At 37.6% G+C, this 25,220-nt stretch carries 20 protein-coding genes; 6 read left to right on the forward strand and 14 right to left on the reverse strand.

What is annotated here, in order from left to right; translation table 11 throughout:
* Window positions 1–27: 27 nt before the first annotated feature.
* Window positions 28–549, forward strand: coding sequence for a hypothetical protein (locus BMS_RS10320; RefSeq protein WP_014244759.1), 522 nt, complete (start codon window positions 28–30; stop codon window positions 547–549).
* On the opposite strand, the gene BMS_RS10325 is transcribed toward BMS_RS10320, so the two are convergent.
* The 7 genes from BMS_RS10325 to uvrB all read right to left on the reverse strand — a co-directional run bounded on the left by BMS_RS10325 (window position 506) and on the right by uvrB (window position 10,942).
* Entirely contained in the window at window positions 506–1,072 is a 567-nt protein-coding gene (locus BMS_RS10325; protein WP_044557503.1) for a hypothetical protein, read from the reverse strand. The genes BMS_RS10320 and BMS_RS10325 overlap by 44 nt on opposite strands.
* Window positions 1,072–3,837: a hypothetical protein gene (locus tag BMS_RS10330; protein ID WP_014244761.1), complete on the reverse strand. Its 2,766-nt coding sequence runs from the start codon at window positions 3,835–3,837 to the stop codon at window positions 1,072–1,074. The genes BMS_RS10325 and BMS_RS10330 overlap by 1 nt, the downstream gene beginning before the upstream one ends.
* A gap of 141 nt (window positions 3,838–3,978) precedes the next feature.
* Complete coding sequence (locus BMS_RS10335; RefSeq protein WP_044557504.1) at window positions 3,979–4,500, reverse strand: hypothetical protein; 522 nt, start codon at window positions 4,498–4,500, stop codon at window positions 3,979–3,981.
* Window positions 4,501–4,529: 29 nt separating this feature from the next.
* Window positions 4,530–5,951: a hypothetical protein gene (locus BMS_RS10340; RefSeq protein WP_044557505.1), complete on the reverse strand. Its 1,422-nt coding sequence runs from the start codon at window positions 5,949–5,951 to the stop codon at window positions 4,530–4,532.
* A gap of 1 nt (window position 5,952) precedes the next feature.
* Window positions 5,953–7,509 carry a hypothetical protein gene (locus BMS_RS10345; RefSeq protein ID WP_044557506.1) on the reverse strand — a complete coding sequence of 519 codons (1,557 nt, stop codon included), beginning with the start codon at window positions 7,507–7,509 and terminating at the stop codon, window positions 5,953–5,955.
* Between the two features lie 75 nt (window positions 7,510–7,584).
* Complete coding sequence (locus BMS_RS10350; RefSeq protein ID WP_014244765.1) at window positions 7,585–8,490, reverse strand: hypothetical protein; 906 nt, start codon at window positions 8,488–8,490, stop codon at window positions 7,585–7,587.
* A 442-nt stretch (window positions 8,491–8,932) separates the two neighbouring features.
* Window positions 8,933–10,942 (reverse strand): excinuclease ABC subunit UvrB, encoded by a 2,010-nt coding sequence (gene uvrB / locus BMS_RS10355; protein ID WP_014244766.1) that lies wholly within the window; start codon window positions 10,940–10,942, stop codon window positions 8,933–8,935.
* Window positions 10,943–10,970: 28 nt separating this feature from the next.
* Here uvrB and lysA point away from each other — a divergent pair, with 28 nt between their 5' ends.
* Window positions 10,971–12,200, forward strand: a complete 1,230-nt coding sequence (gene lysA, locus BMS_RS10360) for a diaminopimelate decarboxylase (RefSeq protein WP_014244767.1) — start codon at window positions 10,971–10,973, stop codon at window positions 12,198–12,200.
* Window positions 12,201–12,225: 25 nt separating this feature from the next.
* On the opposite strand, the gene BMS_RS10365 is transcribed toward lysA, so the two are convergent.
* The 4 genes from BMS_RS10365 to sucC all read right to left on the reverse strand — a co-directional run bounded on the left by BMS_RS10365 (window position 12,226) and on the right by sucC (window position 15,525).
* Entirely contained in the window at window positions 12,226–12,699 is a 474-nt protein-coding gene (locus BMS_RS10365; protein WP_044557507.1) for a CarD family transcriptional regulator, read from the reverse strand.
* A gap of 334 nt (window positions 12,700–13,033) precedes the next feature.
* Window positions 13,034–13,456, reverse strand: a complete 423-nt coding sequence (ndk, locus tag BMS_RS10370; RefSeq protein ID WP_014244769.1) for a nucleoside-diphosphate kinase — start codon at window positions 13,454–13,456, stop codon at window positions 13,034–13,036.
* Window positions 13,457–13,477: 21 nt separating this feature from the next.
* Complete coding sequence (gene sucD / locus BMS_RS10375; RefSeq protein ID WP_014244770.1) at window positions 13,478–14,353, reverse strand: succinate--CoA ligase subunit alpha; 876 nt, start codon at window positions 14,351–14,353, stop codon at window positions 13,478–13,480.
* Window positions 14,353–15,525: an ADP-forming succinate--CoA ligase subunit beta gene (sucC, locus tag BMS_RS10380; RefSeq protein ID WP_014244771.1), complete on the reverse strand. Its 1,173-nt coding sequence runs from the start codon at window positions 15,523–15,525 to the stop codon at window positions 14,353–14,355. The genes sucD and sucC overlap by 1 nt, the downstream gene beginning before the upstream one ends.
* A 156-nt stretch (window positions 15,526–15,681) precedes the next feature.
* Here sucC and BMS_RS10385 point away from each other — a divergent pair, with 156 nt between their 5' ends.
* Window positions 15,682–16,566, forward strand: coding sequence for an MBL fold metallo-hydrolase (locus BMS_RS10385; protein WP_044557508.1), 885 nt, complete (start codon window positions 15,682–15,684; stop codon window positions 16,564–16,566).
* 1 nt (window position 16,567) lies between these two features.
* Here the strand turns inward: BMS_RS10385 and BMS_RS17025 are convergent, their stop codons facing one another.
* Window positions 16,568–18,307 (reverse strand): DUF4339 domain-containing protein, encoded by a 1,740-nt coding sequence (locus tag BMS_RS17025; RefSeq protein ID WP_014244773.1) that lies wholly within the window; start codon window positions 18,305–18,307, stop codon window positions 16,568–16,570.
* A 101-nt stretch (window positions 18,308–18,408) separates the two neighbouring features.
* Between BMS_RS17025 and BMS_RS10395 the strand changes: the two genes are divergently transcribed.
* From BMS_RS10395 to BMS_RS10405, 3 genes are read left to right on the forward strand one after another with little or no spacing between them, the layout of a single operon-like run.
* On the forward strand, window positions 18,409–20,031 hold the full coding sequence (locus BMS_RS10395) for a protein-glutamine glutaminase family protein (protein WP_157868273.1): 1,623 nt from the start codon (window positions 18,409–18,411) through the stop codon (window positions 20,029–20,031).
* Window positions 20,028–20,303, forward strand: coding sequence for a hypothetical protein (locus tag BMS_RS10400; RefSeq protein WP_157868274.1), 276 nt, complete (start codon window positions 20,028–20,030; stop codon window positions 20,301–20,303). Before BMS_RS10395 ends, BMS_RS10400 begins: the two co-directional genes overlap by 4 nt.
* A gap of 52 nt (window positions 20,304–20,355) precedes the next feature.
* Complete coding sequence (locus BMS_RS10405; protein ID WP_014244775.1) at window positions 20,356–21,282, forward strand: arginase family protein; 927 nt, start codon at window positions 20,356–20,358, stop codon at window positions 21,280–21,282.
* 230 nt (window positions 21,283–21,512) lie between these two features.
* Here the strand turns inward: BMS_RS10405 and BMS_RS10410 are convergent, their stop codons facing one another.
* On the reverse strand, window positions 21,513–21,755 hold the full coding sequence (locus BMS_RS10410; protein WP_014244776.1) for a hypothetical protein: 243 nt from the start codon (window positions 21,753–21,755) through the stop codon (window positions 21,513–21,515).
* A 33-nt stretch (window positions 21,756–21,788) separates the two neighbouring features.
* Window positions 21,789–24,983, reverse strand: coding sequence for a hypothetical protein (locus tag BMS_RS10415; RefSeq protein ID WP_044557511.1), 3,195 nt, complete (start codon window positions 24,981–24,983; stop codon window positions 21,789–21,791).
* Between the last annotated feature and the right edge of the window lie 237 nt (window positions 24,984–25,220).

Consider the following 25,220-nt stretch of genomic DNA (forward strand, 5'->3'; position numbering starts at 1 on the left):
ATAAGTCGACTATGCCGAAAAGATAGTATGAATAACTTCTTTGAAAAACTTAGATTCAAGAATAAAAAAGGCCATTTACTGGAAAAACCAGAACATAAGTGGATTGCTGAAAATAGAGATATAGCTGACGTTTTTAGTGAGTTATCTAATATAGGCTCAAAGTACAAAAACTTAAGTGAACTCTTAGAGACCACAGTATTCATCAATAGCTCAGGTCAATATGCCTGTGCTATTAAGGCCGATGTAAATATTATTATCATTTACCCAGAATTATGCTTTTTAATGAGAAATAGGCGTAAGGAGCAGGCCCTAGCTATACTTCTTCACGAGCTCGCTCACCTCATCCTAGAACATCAAAAGAATGGGGTTGAGAATGATAAGGCCCAAGTTGAGGCAGACCTTTTCTCTGCACAACTTGGATATGGTGAGGAATTACTTTTATTTCTATTAGATCAAGTGCAGACATCCCAGGTCGAAATGAGAGTATCTGCCTTAAGAAGATTTCTTAATATAAAGGAGAGAGCTTCTGTCCAGAGTCTTCAAAATTAACAATAACGTCACTTGAAAACTCCATTTCATAAGTCCCGCTCTCACAGAAAACAAATCTTACGTCAGTAACTTTCTTCGTAACTCTAGATTTTTCAAAAACGACAATTGGATATCTTGTTCCATCGGTACAAAGACTTCTGAAATTTCTTCTAAGAGTTGGCGAATTAAAAGAATCAACATGATTGTAAATACTACGAGAAGAGAATGATACAAATCTTCTAGATCTGATGAGGTCCCTTACACTAGAAGAGTTAGCCTCTACACCTGTATTTGTATAGGCCTTTCCCATATAATTGAAGATATATGTAAGATGAATTGAAGTCCCAATACAATTATGACAAGTCTCTTCTGGAACTTTACACTGTTCAAACTTTCCGCAAATATCGAAACAAAGGTAATCACCTTCACTACAGTAGAAGTTCAATTCCTTTTCATAAGAGTCATTCCAACCATTTTCAACAACTGCAGCATTGATATTAAATGCAAAGAGAAGAGATAAAAAGAGAGACACAAAAAACTTCATTATTTCCCCCTCCTCATATTTTGACACTTCTTAGGTACAGTGTACTTCCCTACTCTACATGAGTAGTTATTTGAATGAGTTGCGTTTGAATATGTTCTTACCGAAACTAGATTTTCACAACTCGACATTTTAACAAGTGCTCCACTACTACCTGCAAAAGTAATTCTCTCAATACTCCCATGGAGTTCTTCAGTTAACTTTTCAGAGATATTTTCTTCACAGCTATTCTCAAGACATCTTTCCCCTTTAATAAGAGAGCGAACACACTTCTTAGGAATTTCTCCAAATCTTCTATATGTCTCAGAAACAAAGTTTGGATTCGTTTCCCATGAACGAGGAATATTGTGAGGATCTTTCAATCCCTTATAAAGTCTGTAGATTGCTCTAAAGAGAAAGAACGAAGGTCCGACTTCACTAGAGAGATGAGTCAAAGAACTTGCAACACTTTCAAAGTTTAATCTACAGCTAATACACTCCGAATGGGAACGAGTTGCGTTGTCATCCATATCTGAAGCAGTACGTACGTTAAGATTACTATCTTCACTTTGATTACAAGCACCAACACTTACTCCACTAAATCTATAGTTATCGTATGGACTATTTGCTCGTCCCGAGACTGAAACCATACAAGGCACCCCAAGAAGAGGCCCAAAGTCGGCAGCAAGAGAAGCTGTAATCTTCTCTTTGTCATATCTTGTGTCATATGAAATACGACCATCTTTTACTAATTGGTTAAATGATGTCACTTTACCAGGTTGTAAGTCCAATCGTCCGTATATAACTCCAGGAGTTGCCACAGAGAGCGCTGCTTGAGACATATCAGTAAAGAGATTAAAGAGTACCGACTTCGTTTTAAACCAAGGATCGTATACTTTACACGCTGTACGTTCTGCATATGGATTAAAGAGTGCCGGAGTTTTAATCTCTTGCTCTAAGTTCCAAAATGTAGAAGCGTATTGAGTTACTGAATATAAATCAATAATAGACTTTAAGATTTTTCTAGAACAGTCACTTGAATTTGCACAAATAACATCTGAGATAGACTTAGATGATTCATAATTCTTCCAAGAGATTAAAGGCTTATTTCCCTCTAAGTATCTTTCTACTTTGTCGTGGTAAGTAGACTCAAATTTATTTTCATAAACCTTTTGAATATACCAAGGAGAGAACCCTGTTTTATCTAGTGTGAAACTATCATTCCAAATTCCCTTTTGATTAAGGGCCGCACAACCAGACATAACCTTGTCAGCAATTGCTGTATAGAAGTTAAATAACTCCTTAGTCTTATTCTCAGAGATATCGCTTGCAAGTCCATCAACTAAAGTTGTGTCTCTCAAAATTTCAAGCTTCCCCTTTAGGAAACTAAATTCATCATGGTCAGCAAAATTAAACTCAGCACATAGATAATAGAGATCATTCTTAAGTTCATCATTTGTTGAATTTGAATTCTTTATTAATGCTGAAAATCTATCTTCAAGAAGATTGGCCATTTTCTGTGCTGAAATATTCGCCTTTGTAATATTAAGAGTTGAAATGGCGTGAATAAGCTTCTTCTTCATCAGAGCTCTAGTGCCTGCAAAGTTCTCTCTAAAGTTTGCTAACCAAGCTTCAGCATTAGCAAAGCCACCAAGATCAAGTTCATCAACATTTACTGACGTAAATGGATCTTGTAATAAGTCATCTTGTGGCCCTTCTGGGACTGAAGATAATATATCTAACTCTAGAGCATTTTCTCTAAAATCTTCTTTTGCAAACTCTCTCATCGCTTGAGTCGCAAGGTAATCACCATTACACTTAGGTAAACTAATTGACTTACATCCATTTGGTACAATGAGAACAGAGTCCTCAATAGCAACACCTTTGAATACATTTGCAAAAGGATAAGCGATTTCTTTCATTTGAGGCGCATTACGATAGGCCCATGAAAAATATAATTTTAAGGAATTCCAGTAATCAAAACCTTTATCTTCCCATCTCTTTTCTTTTAATTTAGGTATCTCAAGCTGATAAGCTGCAACTTGTAGATTTGATTGTGACTTAAAATCGTCACAAGAAGCTAAATACTCTTTAGAGTTTAATGCAGCCTTTGCAATCGACTCTAGTGCTCCTTTATTTGGCTTAGTCCCATATAAGTGAGCCTGTAGTGGTGAGAACTTCTTAAGATAATTACACTTAAGCCCAACTTGTCTCTCTTTGTCCTCAAAGTTTTTCTCTAAAATATAACTATCTTTAGAGTGAAAGTTATCTACAGTATAAAACTTTACAACTTTCCCAGCTGGAGTCGTATTAAGAGAAGTGATTTTCCATATTTTCTCAATATATGAATCTAGACCATCACAGTATTCATCATTGCGACAACCGGCCATTACATTTCTATAATTTCCAGGAATATGTAAATCATCTCTTGAGAGGTCCGCCGGTAAAAGAGGAAGCTCTCTATTCATGATTTTTTCATGGATTAATTCGATTAACTTAACAACAGACAGTCTAAAGACTTCGATACCATACTTTGTCAGCTTATCTGTATCCTCTCCTCTAAGCTTAGCAAGTCTATAGACAGCTTTGGCCACATCAGTATTTGTTACGAGGAGAAATGAAGTGTCTGTAGGCTCTTTAGAATCAAGAGCACAACGAGCACGATTGGAAAACCTCATATTATTGAGGTCAAGATTTATACTATCAGAGTCTACTGACATCCAATCAGCAGCACCTACGCTTAAAATATTGAATGTTAAGCACAGTATTAGTGCATAAATCTTTTTCATATTTCCAATCTCCAAATTCAGGCTAAAATAGCAGAATTTGAGTTATTTTTTTTGTTTTTTGAAAATTATTCTTATTTATTTAGTAATGAAATCAAGAAATTAAGGTATTCTTAAGCTTGCCTAAGAACACCTCAATATTATCTATTGCATTGTACAGCCATTTGCCTTATTCATAATTGTTGTATAGAACATAATCATAGCTTCATCTGCAGGAGTGAAACCTCTTCTTGTTCCACCTTCTTCAGTCATTAATCCATACATATATCTATTGATTGCATAGTAAACTGATCTTGGAGTTCTAATTCTTTGAGTACATTGTCCTCTAGAATACTTTACTGTGAATCCCCAGAATTCCTGACTTCCATCAGTGGCATAACCTGAACCACCAGTGTAAATAGTTGTTCCAGAACCATTATTTTGCTCACCTTCACCAACAGTGAAAGAAACTTCAAAACCACCATAATTATTTGTTACTGCGTGAAGAGTACATACTCCAGAATCACAGGCCATCTCTGCATCTTCATCAATAGCAAGAAGAATACTATCATCAGAAAATCTTTCAAATTCAAACTCTCTCTCTCCACCTGCGAAGAGGTCATCAACATTTGTAGCAAAAGTCATTGAAGACACAAGTAATGCCATCATTAAAACTAATTTTTTCATAATTACCTCCGAAGTAATTGTCGTATCATTTAATTATTTTCTTTTATTATTAAAGTTCCATTTCCGCCGATCACAAAGTCATGATCATGGTGATAACCATCTGTTGCAAATTTCAACATACAAGCAACAGGATCTGCCATTGTTAATCCAGTTGTCTCTTCACAATTGCGTGTACTTGTAAATCTAGAATCATCCTCGTGATTCACACTATAAGATGAGTTAGAGTTTCCATGAGATGAATCTTGATGATCAAGTACAAATTGTTCATAAGCAAGATTTGATTCAAATAAGACTTGGCAAACAAGAAGACCAGGATCGTGGCTACCATTGCCGTTCCCATTTCCATTACCACGTCTTCTTCCATGGCTATTTGTCATACCATTAGTGTTTCCAGGTACAGAAGCAATTGGATGACAGAGTTTTACACCTTGATCTAATGGAGTCTCTTGATCCTCTGTAAGAACCACTTCAAGAGAAGTTGATACTTCTATCGCTTTAGTCTCCCAAGGCCTAAAAGAATTACTATTCTCCTTAAAGTAATGTCTTACTCTACAAAAACTAACTCCATCAACAGTTCCTACCTGAGGAAGTATTTCACTCATTTGACTTGGAAAAAGAAGCCACGATTCATCAAAGAGATTAAACTTTTGATTTTTATCGTCAGTACACTCAACATCAGTTCGAGTTAATATATCAGCAGTTTCAACATAACTTTGCCCAAACAACTGCTTATTTCTATAGCTGTACTTAGGAGTGATCTCAAACTCGCCAGCATAATCCTCATTTGTATTTTTCCAACATAAGTCAACAAAGTACTCAGTACCATAAAGCTCTGAACCAAGCTCAAAAGACAATGAATTATTTCTTAATACGTAATTAGAAGGATCATGAGTAGCAACAACAAAACCCTCACTATCTATTTGCCCAGAATTTTCTGAATAAGTAGATGTTCTCGCCTGTAGAGTTCCGCCCCAGAAGCTATCATTTTCAATCTCATTAAGTTGATCAACGTTAGAAAAACTTCTCCCATTGTACTTCATGAAATCAACAACATTAGGACCATCAGTTTCTCCGGAACAAACACAGTCACAAGATTGTCCTGATTCACAAGCACTCGGATTACAAGAAAGTGATGGATTAGATCTTTGGTAACAAACTCTTGATGCTGGCTTAATATGCTTAACACCAGCGTTACAAGCATAGACTACGCCGTCATTTAAACTCTGAGATGTTGAACCACAAGCACCTACACTATCGTGAGAGTGATTTTTTAAATGTCCGTGAACAGCAGCAAAGTCTACACAGATATTTGTGAAATGAGGATTATGCTCACTTCCTGCGTGACAAATTGTAATCTTCTCAAGCTTATTATCACCACAAATATTTCCAGCACTCACCTGAGTTGAAATTACTGTAGTAATGAATAGAACAATTAAGGATAATAGCTTCATCTTATCTCTCACACTTTATAGTTGGATAAGCTTCTAAAGTTCTATTTGAGTAATCATCACCATAGAAAGACTTCTTAGAAAAAGTGAGGTCTTCCATAGTAAACTTTCTGTCTTCTTCTTTAACACTAAAGTTAACAGTGTATTCTAAGAACTTAAAACCGTTCTCTACACATGTTCCTCTTCCGTCACAAATATTTTCATAAATTGGTGGCCAGTACTTATTATTTAAGTACGACTGTAGAGTTCTAAGCGATCTATCAACACCATCTAGAGAACCATCAAAGTCGAGCTGCCCAATAATATCGATCATTGGCATTAAGTCACCATTAACAATTGGTTGAATAAGAGGAATGAAACCAATTCTTCCCCTTGATGAAAGTCCGCCTAAATTATTATTTCGAAGAAAGATTCTTCTAGTCACATCACCATCAAAGTATTTAAAATCAAAGTTTGGCTCTCTAAACTCAATTCTTACTCTATATTTCACTCCATTTTCAAAGACACCTTTCTCAACCTGTCTTCCTCCACCATAGAGAATACCTTGCCACTGACCCGGAGCGATTGCCCCGTCAAACCAACTTGTTAGGAACTCCCACTTCCCATTTTCTAAAACTTCTAAAGTATGCTCTGCTACGATAGGAAGCGCGTAATCACAAGGAGATGAACATAGTCCGCCTGAGCATTTTCTTTCACAACGAGTGTCTACTACAGTTGGAAATTTAAACTCTAAGAGTCTTCCTCTTGATCTAATTTCTGGCTTAGCAAGATGAATTTCCTTCACTCTAAATTCAGATGGAAATACTGGTCTTAAAACACCAAAATCGTCAGCAGGCTTAACAACTTCTGCGATAGGGTTTACTGAAATTCTAAGCTCAGACCCACCAATAGCAACGAGGTCTGAGTTATTTCCTGTAGAAGAATCTGAAGTATATATATTTAGAATTCCATTAAAGTCTTTAGCAGTAACTCCTAATTCCTTTAATCCTTCTACTGTCTTACACTTTTGATTTACACCTAATTCAACAGAGATATTGCTATTGAAACCTGGCTTGAAGTAACAAAAGCGACCAGTAAAGTCAGCTGCGTTTTCAGAAATTCTTGTAATCTCACAACCGACTTGATCCTCTGGAATCTGTAGTCCAGTAGGTCCAAGCTCAGTAACTTTAACAACAATACACTTATTTAAGAACTCTCTCTTTAGTGCGATCTCTTCACCTTGATCAGCTGCAGAGATTGGATCAGATAAATCAGAGTTAATAATAGAGCACTGACGTCTAATTCCATTTTCTGAAAGTGAGTATGTTTTATTCTTATTATTTAAAACTAAGTCCTCTACTCCAAGAGCGAGCATAATAAATCTTCTCTTAGCGGCAGTGAGTTTACAATTTGTTATTGAAGAGTAAGCTGCAGAACTTAAAATTTTCTCAGACGTATAAAATATTTCCTGCTCATATTCAGAAGAAATAGCAATATTCATTTGCTCAGGAGCAAAGGCTTCACACGCAAGAACATTACCTGTAGCAACTAGCATAAATAATGTAATTAATAGCTTTTTCATTTCTTCTCCAAATATCAGCATGAGATATTTATATTTTAAAAAAGTGCTGGGACAGGCCCAGCACCTATAAACTAATTAAAGAGTAGGCTCTTCAATTGATGTTTTAGTACAAACTTTAGCAGCTTGAGTTTTCCATGGTCTAAATTGCTCTTTACCACTTAGGTTAGTAGCTTCTGAGAATGTGTATCTAACACGACAGAAAGTTGGAGCTTTTTTACCATGTCCAGTAATGTTTTCACTACCTGTAGCAACTGCAGTGCTGTAACCAAGGCTAGCGTTAGAGATTAACTCATCAGCATAGTTACCACTGAATACGTTTGAACCTGGAACATAGTTAAGTGGGTTTGGAGCGTTAGCAACTTGGTAGTCACAAACGATTTCAGAGTCAACTGTAAGACCAGCAACTGCTGCGTAACTAGCGTATCCACCAGTTAAGTCTTGAATTGTAGCTTCAGCTTTAGCAACCCAGTTAGTATTGATACCAGCTGTTGCGTAATCAATTTGTGGTCCTCTGAAACATACGTCTAGGTAGTACTCAGCACCAAAAAGCTCTGAACCAAGGTTGAAGTTAAGAGAAGTAAGTTGCTTGTCAAAGTAGTTACCAGAAACTTTTCCGTTTGCATCAACAAGGTTTGAAAATAAGAAGTTCTTATTTTGGTTAGCTGCAAAAGAAGCTTTTGTAGAAGATGGGTAAGTTTCGTTGTGATCAGACCAGTTAGCATAAGTAACTTCAGTGAAGTCCATTAAGTAACTACCGTCAGTACCAGAACAAACACAGTCACATGACTGACCAGTTTCACATGCATTTGGGTTACATGAGTTAGTTGGGTTTGTTCTTTCGTAACAAACTACATCGTTAGCTTTCTTGTGCTTAATACCTGCATTACATGGGTAAATTGATGACCCAGAAGAGAATACAGTAAAGTCAAAACTAACTTCGATTGCCGAAGCAGAAAAAGTTGCAGCAAATAGTGCTACCATTAAAAGTGCTTTTTAAACTACGTTCATTTGAACCTCCTAAAGTTGTTAAAAATTGCGTTTTATATAAATCAAAAAAGATTTTTTAAGATCTCTCTGTGTTTAATAAATCACTTATTTAATCACTTAGCTCTTCGCTAAATAAAAAACAAAAATACATGTCCTAATACGCACGCTTTTTAACATTTTTATTACAATTTGAATTTAATTATTTTGATGAGCGAGATCATCTAAGACATAGCTTTAGAGAAACTAAAAATATAAAGTATTGATTACACATAGTGCTAAACTTAACCTTAAGAAAACAAGGACTATTTATTTTTCTAAATTATTCAATAGGATCCAAGCCATAACTAAAGACTAACTCAAGTCTACTTAAAGGAAACATTAATTTTCCAAATCCCCCATAAACAAGGGGCTAAATCATAAATTATTTACAGGAAAGTTAAAGGAGTAAACGAATTTCCTTCAAGGATTTGATCTCATCACGCAGCTTTGCAGCAAATTCAAAGTCTAATTCTCTAGAGGCCATCTTCATTTTACTCGTCAATTCTTCAATTTGCTTATCTAGAGATTTTGCATCTAACTCACCAGAGAGCTTTGACTTTGGCCCTTTAGCGACCTTATTTCCCTTTGCCCCACGAAGAGTTTCAATGACCCCACCGCTGACCTTCTTAGAAATAGTGACAGGGGTAATTCCATTTTCTTGATTATACTCTTCTTGAATTGCTCTTCTTCTCTTTGTTTCAAAGATGGCCTTTTCCATACTCTTAGTATTTTTGTAGGCATAGAGTATGGCCTTTCCTTCAGCGTTTCTTGCGGCCCTACCAATAGTTTGTATAAGAGAGCGCTCCGATCTTAAAAAGCCTTCTTTATCTGCATCTAAAATTGCAACGAGAGAAACCTCAGGAATATCTAATCCTTCACGAAGTAAGTTTATTCCAACGAGAACATCAAATTCACCTAAACGTAGATCTCGAATAATCTCCATTCTCTCTAGTGTATCTATATCAGAATGAAGATACTTAACTTTAATTCCAGCGCCCTTATAGTAATGAGTTAATTCCTCGGCTAACTTCTTAGTCAAAGTTGTAATTAAAACTCTTTGAGACTTCTTAATTATTTTTCGAACTTCTACTAAGAGATCATCCACCTGAGAGCTAGCATCTCTAATTTCTATAGTTGGATCAAGTAGACCTGTCGGGCGAATCACTTGCTCTGTATACTCTCCACTTGTCTTAGTTAGTTCATAGTCCCCAGGAGTTGCTGAAACATAGAGAACCTGATCAAGCTTACTTTCAAACTCAGGAAAATTAAGAGGACGATTATCTAGAGCAGAAGGAAGTCTAAAACCAAAGTCAACAAGGTTTTGCTTTCTCGCCCTATCTCCCCTATACATTCCTCCAACTTGTGAAACTGTAATGTGAGATTCATCAATAATCATAAGAAAATTATTTTTAAAGAAATCAATTAAAGTTGGAGGAGGATCACCTTCTTTACTCCCAGTCAGATGCCTTGAATAATTTTCAATTCCAGAGCAAAAGCCCATCTCTTCCATCATTTCTAAATCTAATAAAGTTCTTTGCTCAAGCCTCTGCCTTTCAACTAGTTTTTCCTGCGCCCCTAGTTCTTGTAACCTCTCTCGTAGCTCTAACTTTATTGTGCTTATGGCATTCTCTAATTTCTTCTCACTAACTACGTAGTGAGACTTTGGATAGATTGTTATCTTATTTAAATTTTGAAGTACTTTTCCCCTTAGAGGATCGACAATTGAAATAGACTCTATCGTATCGTCAAAGAACTCAATGCGAATAACATCTGATTCTTCAGACGCAGGAAAGACTTCAACAAGATCTCCTCGTACTCTAAAACAACCTCTAGAGAAGTCGATGTCGTTTCGTTGAAATTGAATAGAGACAAGATCTTTTAAAAGTTCATCTCTATCCATTTCATCATCAACAAAGAGATTAATCTTCTGAGACTCATATTCATCTGGAGAACCAATACCGTATATACAACTCACACTGGCAACAACAATAACATCATCTCGCTCCAATAGGTTCTTAGTAGCACTATGTCGCAATTTATCGATTTCATCATTAACACTCGCATCTTTTTCAATGAAAGTATCAGTTCCAGGAACATAGGCTTCTGGCTGATAGTAATCGTAGTAAGAGACGAAGTATTCGACTGCATTATTAGGGAAAAACTCTCTAAACTCTGCATATAGCTGAGCTGCTAGTGTTTTATTGTGAGCGAGGATAAGAGTTTTCTTTCCAAGGTTTTGAATCACGTGGGCCATGGTAAATGTCTTACCAGAACCAGTCACTCCAAGAAGTGTTTGTTCCTTTTCTCCAGCACTAAATTTGTTAGTTAAATTCTTTATGGCCTCAGGCTGATCACCACATGGATTAAATTCAGATTGAATATTAAATACTGATTTTTTCTCTTTCATCGCTTTCTAATTGAGTTAAAATATTAAAATGAAAATTACAAATCACCCATCACTTTCGTATAAGAGGAATGAGCTCTTTATAAATGATTACAATCTTCATTCTATAACTAAAGACCTCAAAACTCCATTTTATCTCTATTCTCTCGAGGCCTTACAGAGAAATTTTGAAAATTTTAAGACCGAAGCTCAGAGTAATGGACTTAAAAACCCTCTTATTTGCTATGCCCTTAAAGCTAATTCTAATATACGGCTGCTAAAGACACTTAAGAGTCTTGGTGCAGGAGCAGATATTGTCTCCGGTGGAGAATTAAAGCAAGCGCTCAAGGCGAAGATTCCCGCTCAGAAAATAGTTTTTTCGGGAGTAGGAAAAAATGAGAGTGAAATTGAGCTTGCCCTCACATGTCATCCAGAGGGAATTTATTCATTTAATGTAGAGAGTATAGAAGAGTTGGAGATGATCTCCAGTATTGCTCAAAGATTAAATAAAACAGCGCGAGTGGCCTTAAGGCTAAATCCACAAGTAAATGTCAAAACTCATAAACATATCTCCACGGGAGGAAAGAGTCATAAGTTTGGAATTCTTAAAAGAGATATAGAGCAGGCCCTTTTAAAGAAGAAACTTTGGAAGAGTGTCTCACTGGTTGGACTCTCCATGCATATTGGCTCCCAACTCACCTGCTTAAAGGCAACGAGAAAGGCCCTTATAGAGCTCTGTAGGCTTTGTAATTCCTGTAATCAACTTGAGTTCATAGATGTTGGTGGTGGTCTTGGAGTTCCTTACAATGAAGACCATCCTCTTAGTACTCTTTCAGAGTATATGGAGCTTATTGCAAAGATTACCCAACGAGAGCTTAAAGAAGAGCTACGAATTGTTTTTGAGCCTGGTAGATATATTGCTGCAAACTGCGGGGTGCTTATTACAGAAGTGATTAGGTCAAAGAGCTCTGAAGAAAATAAATTTATAATTGTAGACGGTGGAATGAATGACTTTGTGAGATCCTCTCTCTACGGAGCTTATCACCATGTTCTTCCTCTAAAGAAAAGGCCATCAAAACTTAGTACATGTCATGTGGTTGGCCCAATTTGTGAAACCGCAGATTCATTTGCAAGTAATCGTGAGTTACCACTTCTAAAAGCGAAAGATAGAATTTGTATAGCTGATGTTGGGGCCTATGGAAGTAGCATGGGCTCTACTTATAATATGAGAGAAAAAACGAGAGAGTATATTATAGATTTAAAAGGTGAAGTACGGAGGTAACTGATCAGAGTTTTCCCTGATCAGCTTAATTAAAGTAATCGTCAATCGTTGTGCTAATTTCTTTTGTGTCGTTTCCATTTGAGAGAGAAATTTCTTGCGCAAGTAAATCTCTACACTGCTCTAGCATTTTCTTCTCACCAAAACTTAAGTTCTTCTTCGCTCTTAAAAGAAAGAGTGCTCTAAGAACGTCAGCAATCTCTAGCAGAGATCCTGTCTTAATCTTTGTCATATACTCTCTATAGCGTCTATTCCAAGTCGAGTTATCAACTTCAACATCGTGATCTTGGAGAAGCTCATAGACTTCATTAATCTCTTCGTTACCAACTAACTCTCTAATACCATTTTCTGAATTAGTAGGAACCATAACTGTCATACCATTGGCTATGATCTTGATGATGTAAAATGATAACTTATCACCACCAACTTCCTTTTCTTCGATATCGCAAACCTGTCCTACTCCGTGTCCGGGACATACTGCATAATCGCCAATATTAAACATAGTAACCTCCGTAAATATACTCTCTTCATTTATATCTCGACGCAGTGCTTTTAACAATTGACCTTGAAATAATTACAGGTGGTGTGGACTTTATAGACAGGAAATTATAAATGCCGTTCTTTTAAATTTCGGGCACTTATACTAAAAAGGACCCTACTCAGAGGGCCCTTACTCAAATAAACTTAAATTTATTTAGAGACTAGAATCTAGCTAAGTGCCCTACAGCGCCGTCAAAATGCTTTGCATTTTGCCGCGGGGGCTCGTTCTTGTCGAAGACCAAGCGAGGAGACTTTCAAGGAAAGTCACCACAGCGTAGGCATTTCTTCGACTCAGACTAGAATCTAGCTAAAACTTCGTTTTTATCGAAGAAATAGTTAATCTCTCTATCAGCAGATGCTTGAGAGTCTGATCCGTGAACAGCGTTCTCACCGATTGACTTAGCATAAAGCTTTCTAAGAGTACCTTCCGCAGCTTCAGCTGGGTTAGTTGCTCCCATAATCTCTCTATTCTTATCTACTGCACCTTCACCTTCAAGTGCCATAATCATAACTGGCGCTGAAGTCATGAAAGATACTAGCTCACCAAAGAAAGGTCTCTCTTTGTGCTCAATGTAGAATCCTTCTGCTTTTTCTTTTGAAAGGTGAACAAGCTTTGCAGCAGCAATTCTTAGTCCTTCGCTTTCAAACTTAGCGATGATATTTCCAATATTGTTATCAAGTACAGCATTTGGCTTAATAATACTTAGTGTTCTTTCCATTATATTTCTCCTTAAAGTAAATTATTTCTTACCTAAAACTTCTTCCATTTTGTGACCAAGCTCAGCAGGTGATCTAGCAATAGTTACACCACATTCTTCTAGAATTCTGAACTTCGCTTCTGCTGTATCATCTCCACCAGAAATGATTGCACCAGCGTGACCCATTCTCTTCCCTGCAGGAGCAGAAGCACCAGCAATAAATGAAACAACAGGCTTAGTCATATTCTTTTGAATCCATCTACCAGCATCAGTTTCAGCATTACCACCGATCTCACCGATCATAATAACTGCTTCTGTATCAGGATCTTTTTCAAATAACTCAAGTACGTCGATGAAGTTAGTTCCGTTAACTGGGTCTCCACCAATACCTACACAAGTAGATTGACCAATATCTCTTTGAGTTAATTGGAAAACCGCTTCGTAAGTTAGAGTTCCCGAACGAGAAACAACACCTACTTTACCTGGCATGTGAATGTGACCTGGCATGATACCAATCTTACACTCACCCGGAGTGATAAGACCTGGACAGTTAGGACCAATCAATCTTGTATTTGAATCTTTTAGAGCGGCCTTAACTTTAACCATATCAACAATTGGAATCCCTTCAGTGATCGCAATCACGAGTGGCATACCTGCATCGATACACTCTAAAATTGAATCTGCAGCAAATGGAGGTGGTACCATAATCATGGCAGCGTTCGCCTCAGTCTTATCTACAGCTTCTTTAACAGTATTAAATACTGGGAAACCTTCATGAACAGTTCCACCTTTACCTGGAGTTACACCACCAACAAAGTTTGTACCATAGTCTCTAGACTGTAGAGAGTGGAAAGTACCTTGTTTACCAGTGAAACCAACAGTTATTAATTTTGTATCTCTATTAATTAGAATGGCCATTACGCATCCCCTTTTGTTGCTTCAACAACTTTAGCAGCAGCATCTGCAAGGTCGTCAGCAGCAATAATAGTTAAATCGGATTCGTTAAGAATTTTCTTCCCAAGAGCAACGTTTGTTCCCTCAAGTCTTACAACTAGAGGAACTGTTACACCAAGAGACTTAGCAGCAGCAACAACACCTTCGGCGATGATGTCACACTTCATAATTCCACCAAAGATATTTACTAGGATGGCCTTAACGTTTGAGTCTGAAAGAATAATTGAGAATGCTTTCTCAACTGTCTCTTTAGTAGCTCCACCACCAACGTCTAAGAAGTTAGCTGGCTCACCACCGTGAAGCTTAATAATATCCATAGTACCCATCGCAAGACCGGCACCATTTACGAGACAACCAATATTTCCATCAAGTGAAATATAAGAAAGACCATACTTAGCTGCGTCTAGCTCTTCAGCCGACTCTTCTGTTGGATCTCTCATTTCTTCAATTTCAGGATGTCTAAAGAGAGCGTTGTCATCAAAGTTTAATTTTGCATCTAGTGCAATAATTTCACCTTGCTTAGTTTTAACTAAAGGGTTGATCTCTGCAATAGTACAATCAGTGTCTACGTAGAGATCGTAAAGACCTTTAAAGAATTTCGTTGCTTCTTTAACAAGATCCTTATCTTTAATACCGATACCGTAAGCAAGCTTTCTTCCAATAAATGGAGTGAAGCCAGCAGCTGGATCAACGGCTACCTTTATGATTTTCTCAGGAGTTTCTTCTGCAACTTTTTCAATTTCAACACCACCTTCACTAGATGCCATGAAAGTGATCTTTCCTGTTGCTCTATCTAATACGATACCTGCGTAGTACTCGTGCTCAATCTCACAACCTTCTTCAACTAAAAGAGTAAGAACTTTCTTACCTTCTGGTCCTGTTTGATGAGTAACTAGTGTTTTACCTAAAATGTCGTCAGCGTGTGCTTTAACTTCATCTAAGTTCTTTGCAAGTTTTACTCCGCCAGCTTTACCTCTACCACCAGCATGGATCTGAGCTTTAACAACCCAAACATTTCCACCAAGCTTCTTGGCTCCTTCAACGGCTTCGTCGACGGACTTAGCTACCTGACCACCAAGAACTTTAATACCAAATTTCTTCATTAGTTCTTTGGCCTGGTACTCATGTACATTCATGAATCTCTCCTAAGTTTTGTTTTAAAAATTGTTTCCCATAATAGTGGCAACTCGTGCATGATACTAGGTGCTATGCTTCATAACAGATTGATTTTTGACGCTTTTATGTCCAAAATCAGTATAAATTAATTGTTTCCCATAAAAAAGGTTGAATCCATGCAGTGCAAAAGAGAGTATTTCTGTTTAGAACCGGCAAAATTTCGTCTAGATGGCGGGGCCATGTACGGCATTATTCCTCGTCCCCTTTGGAATAAGGTCCATCCAAGTGACGAAGAAAATAGAATTGATCTGGCCCTAAGACTTATCCTTATAAAGGATGGAGATAAAGTTATCCTTATAGATACTGGTATCGGAGATCATAACCCAGATAAATTTAATCAGCGCTTTGACGTTAGATCTAAGAAGAAGCCCTTAGCTCTTGCTCTAGCCGAAATCGAACTCACTCCCGATGATGTGACCGATTTAATTCTTAGCCACCTTCACTTTGATCATATTGGCGGTATTGGCGAGTTGGTTGATGAGAAAATGCAACCAGTCTTTAAAAAAGCAAGATGCCATATTCATAGAGATCACTATGAATATGCTCACGCTCCAACAGATAGAGATGCGGGCTCATTTCACACGAAGAATTTTGACCCCATAGTTAAATGGTATGAGGAGCAAGGTCTTATGCAGTGGCATCAGGGAGAAGAGGGAGAGATTTTAGAGCTCTCATCTGGCGCTCTAAACTTTAAATGCTCCCATGGTCACACTCCATTTCTCATGCACCCCTACGACGAGAACTTTATCTATCTAGCAGATCTTATTCCAACTTCTAATCACGTTCATATCCCTTGGGTCATGGGCTACGATATTAGCCCAGGAGTCACGACTAAGGATAAGAAAGAATTTCTTAAATTTATCTATGAGAGAAATTTAACAATGATCTATGAGCACGATCCAAAGTTTTGGGGAGGAAAGCTTCAAGAAGAGAATGGACAATATAGTTGTCAGAAGAATTTTGATCAAATCGACTCGATGGCCTATAAATTAGAATTCTAATTTACTTATAACTATTAAGCTCTTTCTCTAGCTCACTTAACTTTGTCTTAGAGGTTTCTTGTAAAAAGAGAGAGCGCTTAATAAATAATTTCATTAAACGATTTCTATTATTCTTTCTAAGGCGCTTTATCTTCTTTGTCATAGTCACCATATCAGAGGCCATCTCACCTATTCTCTTACCTTGCTCTAATAGCTCACTATACTTATTGAAAATTTCAGGATTGGAAATTTCATACTCTTTAGAAAGTTTATGTGTCTCTAATATAAGACCCTGTAAAACAGGCCCTACATTCTTACTGTATAGAATTTCAAAAGACTCTATTTCCTTTCCTCTTCTAATAGACGTAAGAACATCTTCATAGATTTTATAAATCTTTGAAGAGAGAGTTGAGAAGGTCTTATATCCTTCTATTAAATGCTTAAGAGGTTTAGCCTTAAGACTTCTCGTTTGATCTTTAAACTCGACGAGCTCTTTTTCAAAGTCCTCTAATGTCCCAGGATAAATTAAGCTCTTCCCCCTATACCTTAATTGTTCAGAGGGTTTAAAGAAGTTAAACTCAAATTTAGAGTAAAGGTATTTATAGGCCCTATGCTCCACACCTACCGGAATGGCCAAGAGCTGAACGTAATACTCTCCAGAAGCGAAACGACTTCCTTTTACAATTTTAATCTTAGAAAATTTTGCCACTCCCCCTACAAGAGATGCCTGGGCAGACGCAACTACTTGCTCTTCAGAAACAACTCGCTTTTGAACAGAAGTTAAAGTCAGATAAATCTTAGCATTATGCTTAATATTAGTGGCCAACATTAAATCTTTTGAATTCTTAGACATAAAGATTTCTGCAAAGACATTTTCTTTAAAAGGCTTTTTTCTAATCTCTTCAACTTTATCTATAACAAGTGGTGAGAAGTCATCTAAATTAATTGATGATCTTGTACTCTGATAGATAAGGAACATAGATAGAATAAAAATTGTAAAACAAGCGACACATGCGGCGATGAATTTATAATTTGGTGCCACTTTACTGGTTTGCTCATCTATCTGGGCCCAAACATCTTCTTCATCCTCAACTTCGTCAACTTCTTCAAGGTCACCAATCTCTTCATCTTCAATCTGCCGCTCACTCTCAACAACTTCTTGAACTTCAACTAAAGTTTCAGAAGAGACCTCTTCAATGGCCTCAGCGACAAATTCTTCGACAGGCTCACTAGCCTCCTCATCCACTGGAAGAGAGGGCATTTCATCTAGGTCTTCTTCAATATATTCTGGATGCTCTGGAGCTTCAGGAAGATCAGGTAGCGCAGGGATTGAAGGGAGCTCTTCTTCAGTAGTTTCGTCGACAGTTTCTACTATCTCTACTTCTACGATCTCTTCTGCTGGAGCAAATGGAACTTCCGGTAAATCTGGAAGCTCAGCTGATTCTAACGAGGCCTCTTTCTCGAATACCTCTGGCGCTTCCAAGTCAGGTTCGTCAAGGACTTCAAGATCTTCAAGGACTTCTGGGACAGCAGGAATATCGGAAAGGTCTGGAATCTCAGGAAAAGACGAATCTTCTAGCACTTCTTCAGTCTTAGGAAGAAATTGTTCAAATTCACCAAGAGGGCGCCAGTCTTCCTCCCCCTCTTTCCATAGGGGAACTTCTTCATCAATTCGACCATTTTGCAACATTTGCAATATTTCATCTGTTGTAAATGGACCTAGGTGATGGTCGGACTGAAAGATAAACCACGTCTTTTCCATATCTTACTATGTTAGCTTTCTATCTGGAATTGCTCAAGCGATAAGTAAGATAATTGGTCGAAATTGTTAAGAATTTTTATAGTCTAACCCGATAAGTGAGTGTGATCAAAATACTCTTACTCCTATTTATATCGTCGCTCTCAACACTCGCTTACGAAGTTAGTATCGAGGGAGAGGGAAGCTTGAAGAATTGCTCAGCTTCTCCTGATGAAAACTTTATTTATTGCAAGAATAATAAGGGAGAAGACTTCCTTCTAAAGGGTGATGGTTGGGAATATAGCGCCTTTAAAAGAGACACTAGCGGAGGCTATCACAAGGTAGATGTCTACTCTATTTACAAAGACTCTCAAACTCTCTTCGCAGCAAGGCTTGATATGGATAGCTTTTTAGAAGAAAGGGAAAGACCAAAGTATTTAGGACCACTCCATCAATATATTAATAACGACCGCTATATCTACTCTGACTTTTTAAAAGAAGATCTTAAAATTCTCTATAGCTTTGATAATGAAGAACTTAAAAAATTCTATCAAGACTCAAAGGCTGAAATTGAAGCGAGAAGAGATGCTCTTGAAAATAGCTTTACCGCCAATCAATTTAAAGCTTCCATGAGTGATGGCAAAGAACTTAATTGTAAGCGCGACAATAACCAGTGCCCCCTTCTCCAGTGCGGTGAAGATGCCGAAGGGAATCAAAGAGTTATCTTTAAAAATAATAGCGCGACATTTATCTATCTTGAGTCCTTTAGTTTTAAAAATGGTCAATTCTCAGTTCCTAATGAAGAAGTAATTTCTCTTAGTGATATTGATGGTAGAGAACTTATTAAATTTAATGAAGCTGAAGATAAAGTCTTCTCCGATCAAATGACTGTTCCATCTAGCTTTAGACACAATCCTAGACTCTTTAATGCCTTTAAAGCTCCTGGACAAGCAAGCTTTATCAGCTCACAAATCTCAATGTGTTCAGATGAACTAAAGAACTCAATCCAAAATCTCATCGAGAAAGTTCAAGAAGATTTAAATAATGAAGTTATGCTTCAATATATTGCTCTCTCTAAAGGCATTCTAGAAAGTAACTTCGTCAATAAAGATTCTATTGCGGGAATTACTTGTCACCACCAAGGTGCCTTCTACACTCCAGAAGCCTATCAACGAGCACAAGAACTCCAAGCAATAGATGGAGATATTATAACTCCAGAACAAGCAATGGATCTCTTCAAAAGGGCAAGGGCCAGAGAGGACATCGCTTGGAATTATACTTTTGATGGTTGCTACGCCAGAGCGCACCTGATGGCAAAGATGTTTGAAGATGAGGGAGTAAGAGTAGATAAGGCCTGGCTTAGAGGCTCACTTCAAATTCCAGGAGAGGCCAAGGGGATGACTTGGGGCTATCATGTTGCACCGATGGTCTACGTTCGAGGAGCTAATGGCGAAGTTAAACAAATGATCATAGACCCATCGGTCTCAAGTGCACCTATCTCTCCAAGTGAGTGGGCAGAAACGATGGGAGTAGAGTTTGAGCAAACAGAGAAGGTTTCCTACCCAACTCCATCCAATACATCTTTTTATAATAAAACAAGTTTCAGCGTCACCAATACAACTCCATACTGGCCAGAATACAATGAGCGCCTAAGCGAAGAAGAGAAAATGGATATGGCCAAAAGCAGAATGATCGAATTTGGTGCAGCTCCTTCACAGAGCGAAGAATGGGAGAGCTGGCAAGAATGAAAATGGTGTTCATCTTATTTACTTTACTCATTTGCAAGCAGAGCTTCTCTCAAGAGAGAGTTGAAAAGGTTCATGTAAACTCTCTAAGAAAAAGTTCTGGCAAAGGACCCAAAAAGCTACTTCTACTCTTTCAAGAAAAAGCCGCCATCTACAAGGCCGAGCCAAAGTATTTCAAATGTTTCAACTACTCTATACAAAGTAAGTCTCCAATACTTATTAAGTATAATATGAGTAACTTAGAAATTTTAGGCTGCAAGACAAGGAAGAAGTAATCCTGCATTTTTTAATTTTGCCTTGTTCACTTAAATCGAATAGGATGCGCCCATGAAAGAAGATATGAAAGGAATAACAGAACAACTCTCCAGAAGAGGCGCAAGTAAACTCAAAATTAAAGAATATATGAGTGAAGAAGCTCAATCATATAAGAACCTCTTTATTCTCAGTGAATCTGATCTCGGAGTCATCAGAAATGGTGGAAGACGAGGAAGTGCATATGGCCCTTCGGCCATCATAAATACTCTAAAAAAAATGTCTACTCATCGAGATCCAATGTGTGCACAGTTCTCACTAAGAACGATGGGCTCTTGTTCGGATTTTTCACAGCAGCAAGAACAAGATATACAAAAGTTAAGCACGGATCTTAAAACAGCAAATCTTGAACAAACTAAGTTTTGGCACCTAGGTGCTGGCCACGACCATGTTTACCCATATCTTAAATGGATATCGCAAAGCTCTAAGAAAATTCTTATTATCAATATAGATGCTCACCTAGATACCAGAGTTGACGAACTTCCCCACTCAGGAACTCCTTTTAGGCAATTTGCAAATGACTTTGATGGTGATTTAGAAATACTTCAACTAGGTATTCACGACTTTGCCAATGAGCTTAGTAACTATAATGAGTTAAAGAGCGCTAAGATGACCATCCTAAGTATGGCCCAAATTAAAAATGAAAGTGCGAATTTTAGTAATATCTCTGGGTTACTAGATAAGTATATTCAGTCTCCAGAGGAGTATAAAGTCGTCCTCAGTCTAGATTGTGACGCAATTTGCGCAGAGCAAATGGAGGCCGTAAGTGCTGTTAATCATCACGGACTAGATATTGATACAGTGAGAGAAATCTTCTCTTGGTACTTTTCACTTGCCCAAAAAGAAAAATATTGTGGGATTTATGAATACAATCCTATCTATGACAATCTATCCAATAAGGGAGCAAGAGTCTTAAGCTCGCTGATTCAACCATTTCTCTGATAATTAAAAAAAGACAAAAAAAAACCCATGAAGGAATTCATGGGTCTTTTTTGAGAGACATTTTTGGAGATATGAAAAAATCCTTTCTTCGTAACTCCTACACACACACAATATATATAGCAAGAGGCGTGCCAACTTTTCACTTACAAGAAGATTCTATAAAGTACTGAAAACACAATGCAAGAACGAGGTGCGCAAGACAATAATCTGACAAGTATTAACTTTATGGGTCAGTTAATTGACTCCCCTCTAAGAAATTTTCCAAGATAATAAGAGGCATCTTCCAATGCGTCATGAGCCGTTTCACGGCCAAAGATTGATTTAACATGTCGCCAAATTTTTCGAGTTTCTACTTGAACGATATCAATTTCGGCCATAAAGCCGTCATCAATTTTATTGACGGAAATTCTCCCCTCTCTAAAATCGTCTGTTTCTATCTCAACAAAGAACTCTTTTGGAAAATCGTTATTCAACTCAACCTCGCAGCTAAAATATGAGCTTAACTTCTACTCTTTCTTAACTCCATTATCAATAATTTGATTAAATTCTTGTAGTGAGAACCTCTTTCTCTCGTTTTGCTCAGAAGGCGCTGGTTCTGATGCTGGGGCCCTCTTTTTTGAGAGCACCTTTTCAATGACAGCAGCTGAAGTCTTATCTTTTTCGATAACCTTTATCTCACCTGTTGTTTCATCTTTTTCTAGAATAACTTCTGTTCCACCTTGAGTTATGACCTGTGCACCAAATTCAGTATAGAGTTTAGATAGCTCACTTTGATTTGCAGCGCTAATCTCTGAGAAGTTTTGGTATGAAACGATACTTGGTCCAGTATTACTTCTTATTTGTGAGTCTTCTATCTGAGTTGCACTAAGAAGGGCTCCAGAGGATGATGCCGACGAAGCTCCTGTTGATGAAACAGAGCCTGAAAAGCTTCCTCCATCACTAGGAGCACTTGCTCCACTATAAGTAGAGCTGCTACTCTGTGAAGTGCTCACTGGAGCTGATGCAGAAGCGGACTCTTGTCTAGAGGAGCTTGCAGAATTAGTTGTACTATTAGAGTTTGTACTTCTTGCTGAAGTAGGAGATGTATCTGCGGACTTCTTCCCTCTAGAGGCGAAGATATTTTTATTCATTGGGCCCTCAACAGCTGCAGTTGTCGCTGCCGAAGTATTGCTCGCGGCAGCCCTTTCATTCTGGGCCTTAATATTTTCATTTTTCTTCTTTAATTCTAATTCAGATTTTGCAAGTTCAAGCTTCATTTTCTCTAGCTCAACTTTCATTTTTGTAAGCTCAAGACTATCATCTTTTTCGCCCTTTTTACTCTCTTTAGAAAAGCTACTTCCACTGATACTTGTTTCAGAAGCTAAAGAAGATGCCGCTTTTATTGGTGCAGCACTATTAGACTCCTGCACTCTTTGCTCTAGCTCTCTTATTCTATTTTCCATGATTTCTTCTCTAGAGAGTTCTCTTTGTTCTTCTTGGTTTTTAGCGAACTGACTACGATTACTAAAGAAGCTATTTCCCATTGAGAAATTCATTGAAGAACTCCCCTGAGTCTGTCCCCTCATTGCAGTATTTGTCGGGTTACTTTCAGTATTAGAAGTATTAGTCACACTAGCAGGAGAGCGAGAGTCTGAGGACCCATCTTGAGAACTAAAGCTCTCTCCATTCGCGTCAAATGAATCGGCAGCGCTTACACTCGCTTCACTTCGCTCACTTGAAGTACCATCATCCTGAGTCGGTACATTTCCACTACCAGCAGCAACTTGCCCCGACACATCCTCCAATGTATTTTCATCGACTATTATCGCCCTAGGAGGGACATCTTCTGGTGCCTCTTCCTGAGTTGGACCTAAGTTTCTATCTAAGATTGAAGTTGATCCTTGGGAAGGTGAAGTACCCATATTCTTATAGAGTTGATCTATATCAATATTAATTCCATTATAGGTTGAGCTACCGTAACTATAACCGTCACTTAAAGAGTAGTTACTACCATTGGAACCAAAGTAATTATTTCCATAACTCTGAGGGTTCCCATAACGCCTTAAAGCGCCCTTACCTAAAGAGAATCCACCACTCTCTTTATCTTTTTTATAATTATTGGCCAAATCCAAAATAGACTCGTCCTCATCTGTTAACTCAGTTGATGGCATAATTAAACGCAAATATTCATTATGATTTCCAGTAACAAGCGTATCAGATATATTAAAAGAAACGCCGGAGTCAAAATCTGGTGTATTCAATGTGCCATCATTTATATCTAATTTTGTTTCAGTAAATAATTTCTTACCTGGAGAAACCAACTTCTCATGGACATCAACGCGACCTATTCCCCATCTTTTTAAACCTGATTGAAAAACTCTAGGCTCTGATTTATCCTGGGCGACACAATAGAGTTGATCAAACTTAAACTTATTATCACTATAGTGGTTTTCACGGATTTTCTTAGCAATATCAGCATTAAAATCAAAGCTAAGGGCCTGCTCTTCATTGGACATTGCTGCACAAGAAGTTTTCATAACATCTATTATTTCTTGGCACTTCTTATTGAGCTTATCGTTTTGTGACTTCTCTAAGAAACTTTCAATCGAGGTCGCAATTGTTCCCGCAGTAACAGTATTTTTATCGAAAACACCTACTGGGAATTGTTTCATAAAGAAGTTTAAGTAATCATCAACCTTGCGCTTAATTTCTGTGCTATTAGCATAATAGTATTGTTTTCTTGGGAACCCCTCAATATCTTGTAATAGATAATAATTCTCCATCATCATGACAAAGGCCGCGTTCTGTCTCTTTGTAATCATGGCCTGGTTGGGAACACTGTCCATATTGAAATTTGTACCACTCCATTTATTTTTAATTCTTAAAGCAATGTCTGCGACAAGTTCTTTATATTGATAATCACCAATCGTTTTATACTTCGTAAAGTTATCAGGATTTCTATTATTAATTTCTTGAACTTTAAAAACATCTGCGTTGGCCTGCTTAGAGAACTCATTATTTAGCCAATGAGTAGGAAAGTAGAGAAAGTCTTCGCCAGCCGTTCTTCTACGTCTCGCCTCGGGTGCTTGAGGCATAGTATCTAAATCCATTCCCGCACAATTATCACAATCTTTAATAGCTAGTGAGAGCGATTTCTTTAGCTCAACTAAATCAGACTCTTTACAAAAAGGCTCTAGAGTTCGATGAAGGTCCTTAGTATCGTCACAAGACTGTCTAGAGAGAGTATTTTCAAATCTTGAGTGCGAAGGCAAACCTGGACGGTTAGCCATTTCCCTATTCTTCTCTTCTCTATATTCTTTTAGAGCTTTAAAACTATTGAGGGCAATATTTTTTTTACTCTCGGCCTTAAGCCTCTCTTCAAATTCTTTAAGTTCATTATCAGAAAGTTTTTCTTCGTATGTTGTCTCACCCACACAACCACAAAATCTCTCTTCATCTTCATATTGATCACAGAAATTGTAGAGACCCACTTCCATAAGTTTTTTCAGTCTATCATCTACAACACCCTTTCTCTCACCTTCACATATTCTCTGGGCCATAAGCCTTCTGGCCTGGGCAGAATCTTTAACATGGTCAAGCGAGTCAGCGTCTCCATTTTCATTTGAAAGTCTTGGATCAGCAGAACCTTCGCCAGGCAAGGCCCAAGAACTTTGGGCAACGATGATAAATAAAAATGTGATTAGGGTGCGTACACTTTTCATATCCATCCTATTCGGTCAGTTAATCAAAAAAATTTAGCGAGACCTCATCCTAATTATACGTCCCTTAATAAACTTAAAATGAATATTCATGGTAACTTAACGCAGTTCGTATTAAATTTAATAACTTGAGTTATGTCATAAATAAAAACAAGTTAGACTGCTAAGCCTTAATAAATTGGCAAAATTTGAATAAGTTTTATTGCTGAGCCTAGATTTTTTTGGCCAATGGCCATTAGC

Origin of the sequence: Halobacteriovorax marinus SJ (genome assembly GCF_000210915.2) — a bacterium.
Classification (GTDB): Bacteria; Bdellovibrionota; Bacteriovoracia; order Bacteriovoracales; family Bacteriovoracaceae; genus Halobacteriovorax; species Halobacteriovorax marinus.

Coding starts and splice junctions, on each gene's coding strand:
- BMS_RS10320 (WP_014244759.1), top strand. CDS start 28: ATGAATAACTTCTTTGAAAAACTTAGATTCAAGAATAAAAAAGGCCAT.
- BMS_RS10325 (WP_044557503.1), bottom strand. CDS start 1,072: ATGAAGTTTTTTGTGTCTCTCTTTTTATCTCTTCTCTTTGCATTTAAT.
- BMS_RS10330 (WP_014244761.1), bottom strand. CDS start 3,837: ATGAAAAAGATTTATGCACTAATACTGTGCTTAACATTCAATATTTTA.
- BMS_RS10335 (WP_044557504.1), bottom strand. CDS start 4,500: ATGAAAAAATTAGTTTTAATGATGGCATTACTTGTGTCTTCAATGACT.
- BMS_RS10340 (WP_044557505.1), bottom strand. CDS start 5,951: ATGAAGCTATTATCCTTAATTGTTCTATTCATTACTACAGTAATTTCA.
- BMS_RS10345 (WP_044557506.1), bottom strand. CDS start 7,509: ATGAAAAAGCTATTAATTACATTATTTATGCTAGTTGCTACAGGTAAT.
- BMS_RS10350 (WP_014244765.1), bottom strand. CDS start 8,490: ATGGTAGCACTATTTGCTGCAACTTTTTCTGCTTCGGCAATCGAAGTT.
- uvrB (WP_014244766.1), bottom strand. CDS start 10,942: ATGAAAGAGAAAAAATCAGTATTTAATATTCAATCTGAATTTAATCCA.
- lysA (WP_014244767.1), top strand. CDS start 10,971: ATGAAAATTACAAATCACCCATCACTTTCGTATAAGAGGAATGAGCTC.
- BMS_RS10365 (WP_044557507.1), bottom strand. CDS start 12,699: ATGTTTAATATTGGCGATTATGCAGTATGTCCCGGACACGGAGTAGGA.
- ndk (WP_014244769.1), bottom strand. CDS start 13,456: ATGGAAAGAACACTAAGTATTATTAAGCCAAATGCTGTACTTGATAAC.
- sucD (WP_014244770.1), bottom strand. CDS start 14,353: ATGGCCATTCTAATTAATAGAGATACAAAATTAATAACTGTTGGTTTC.
- sucC (WP_014244771.1), bottom strand. CDS start 15,525: ATGAATGTACATGAGTACCAGGCCAAAGAACTAATGAAGAAATTTGGT.
- BMS_RS10385 (WP_044557508.1), top strand. CDS start 15,682: ATGCAGTGCAAAAGAGAGTATTTCTGTTTAGAACCGGCAAAATTTCGT.
- BMS_RS17025 (WP_014244773.1), bottom strand. CDS start 18,307: ATGGAAAAGACGTGGTTTATCTTTCAGTCCGACCATCACCTAGGTCCA.
- BMS_RS10400 (WP_157868274.1), top strand. CDS start 20,028: ATGAAAATGGTGTTCATCTTATTTACTTTACTCATTTGCAAGCAGAGC.
- BMS_RS10405 (WP_014244775.1), top strand. CDS start 20,356: ATGAAAGAAGATATGAAAGGAATAACAGAACAACTCTCCAGAAGAGGC.
- BMS_RS10415 (WP_044557511.1), bottom strand. CDS start 24,983: ATGAAAAGTGTACGCACCCTAATCACATTTTTATTTATCATCGTTGCC.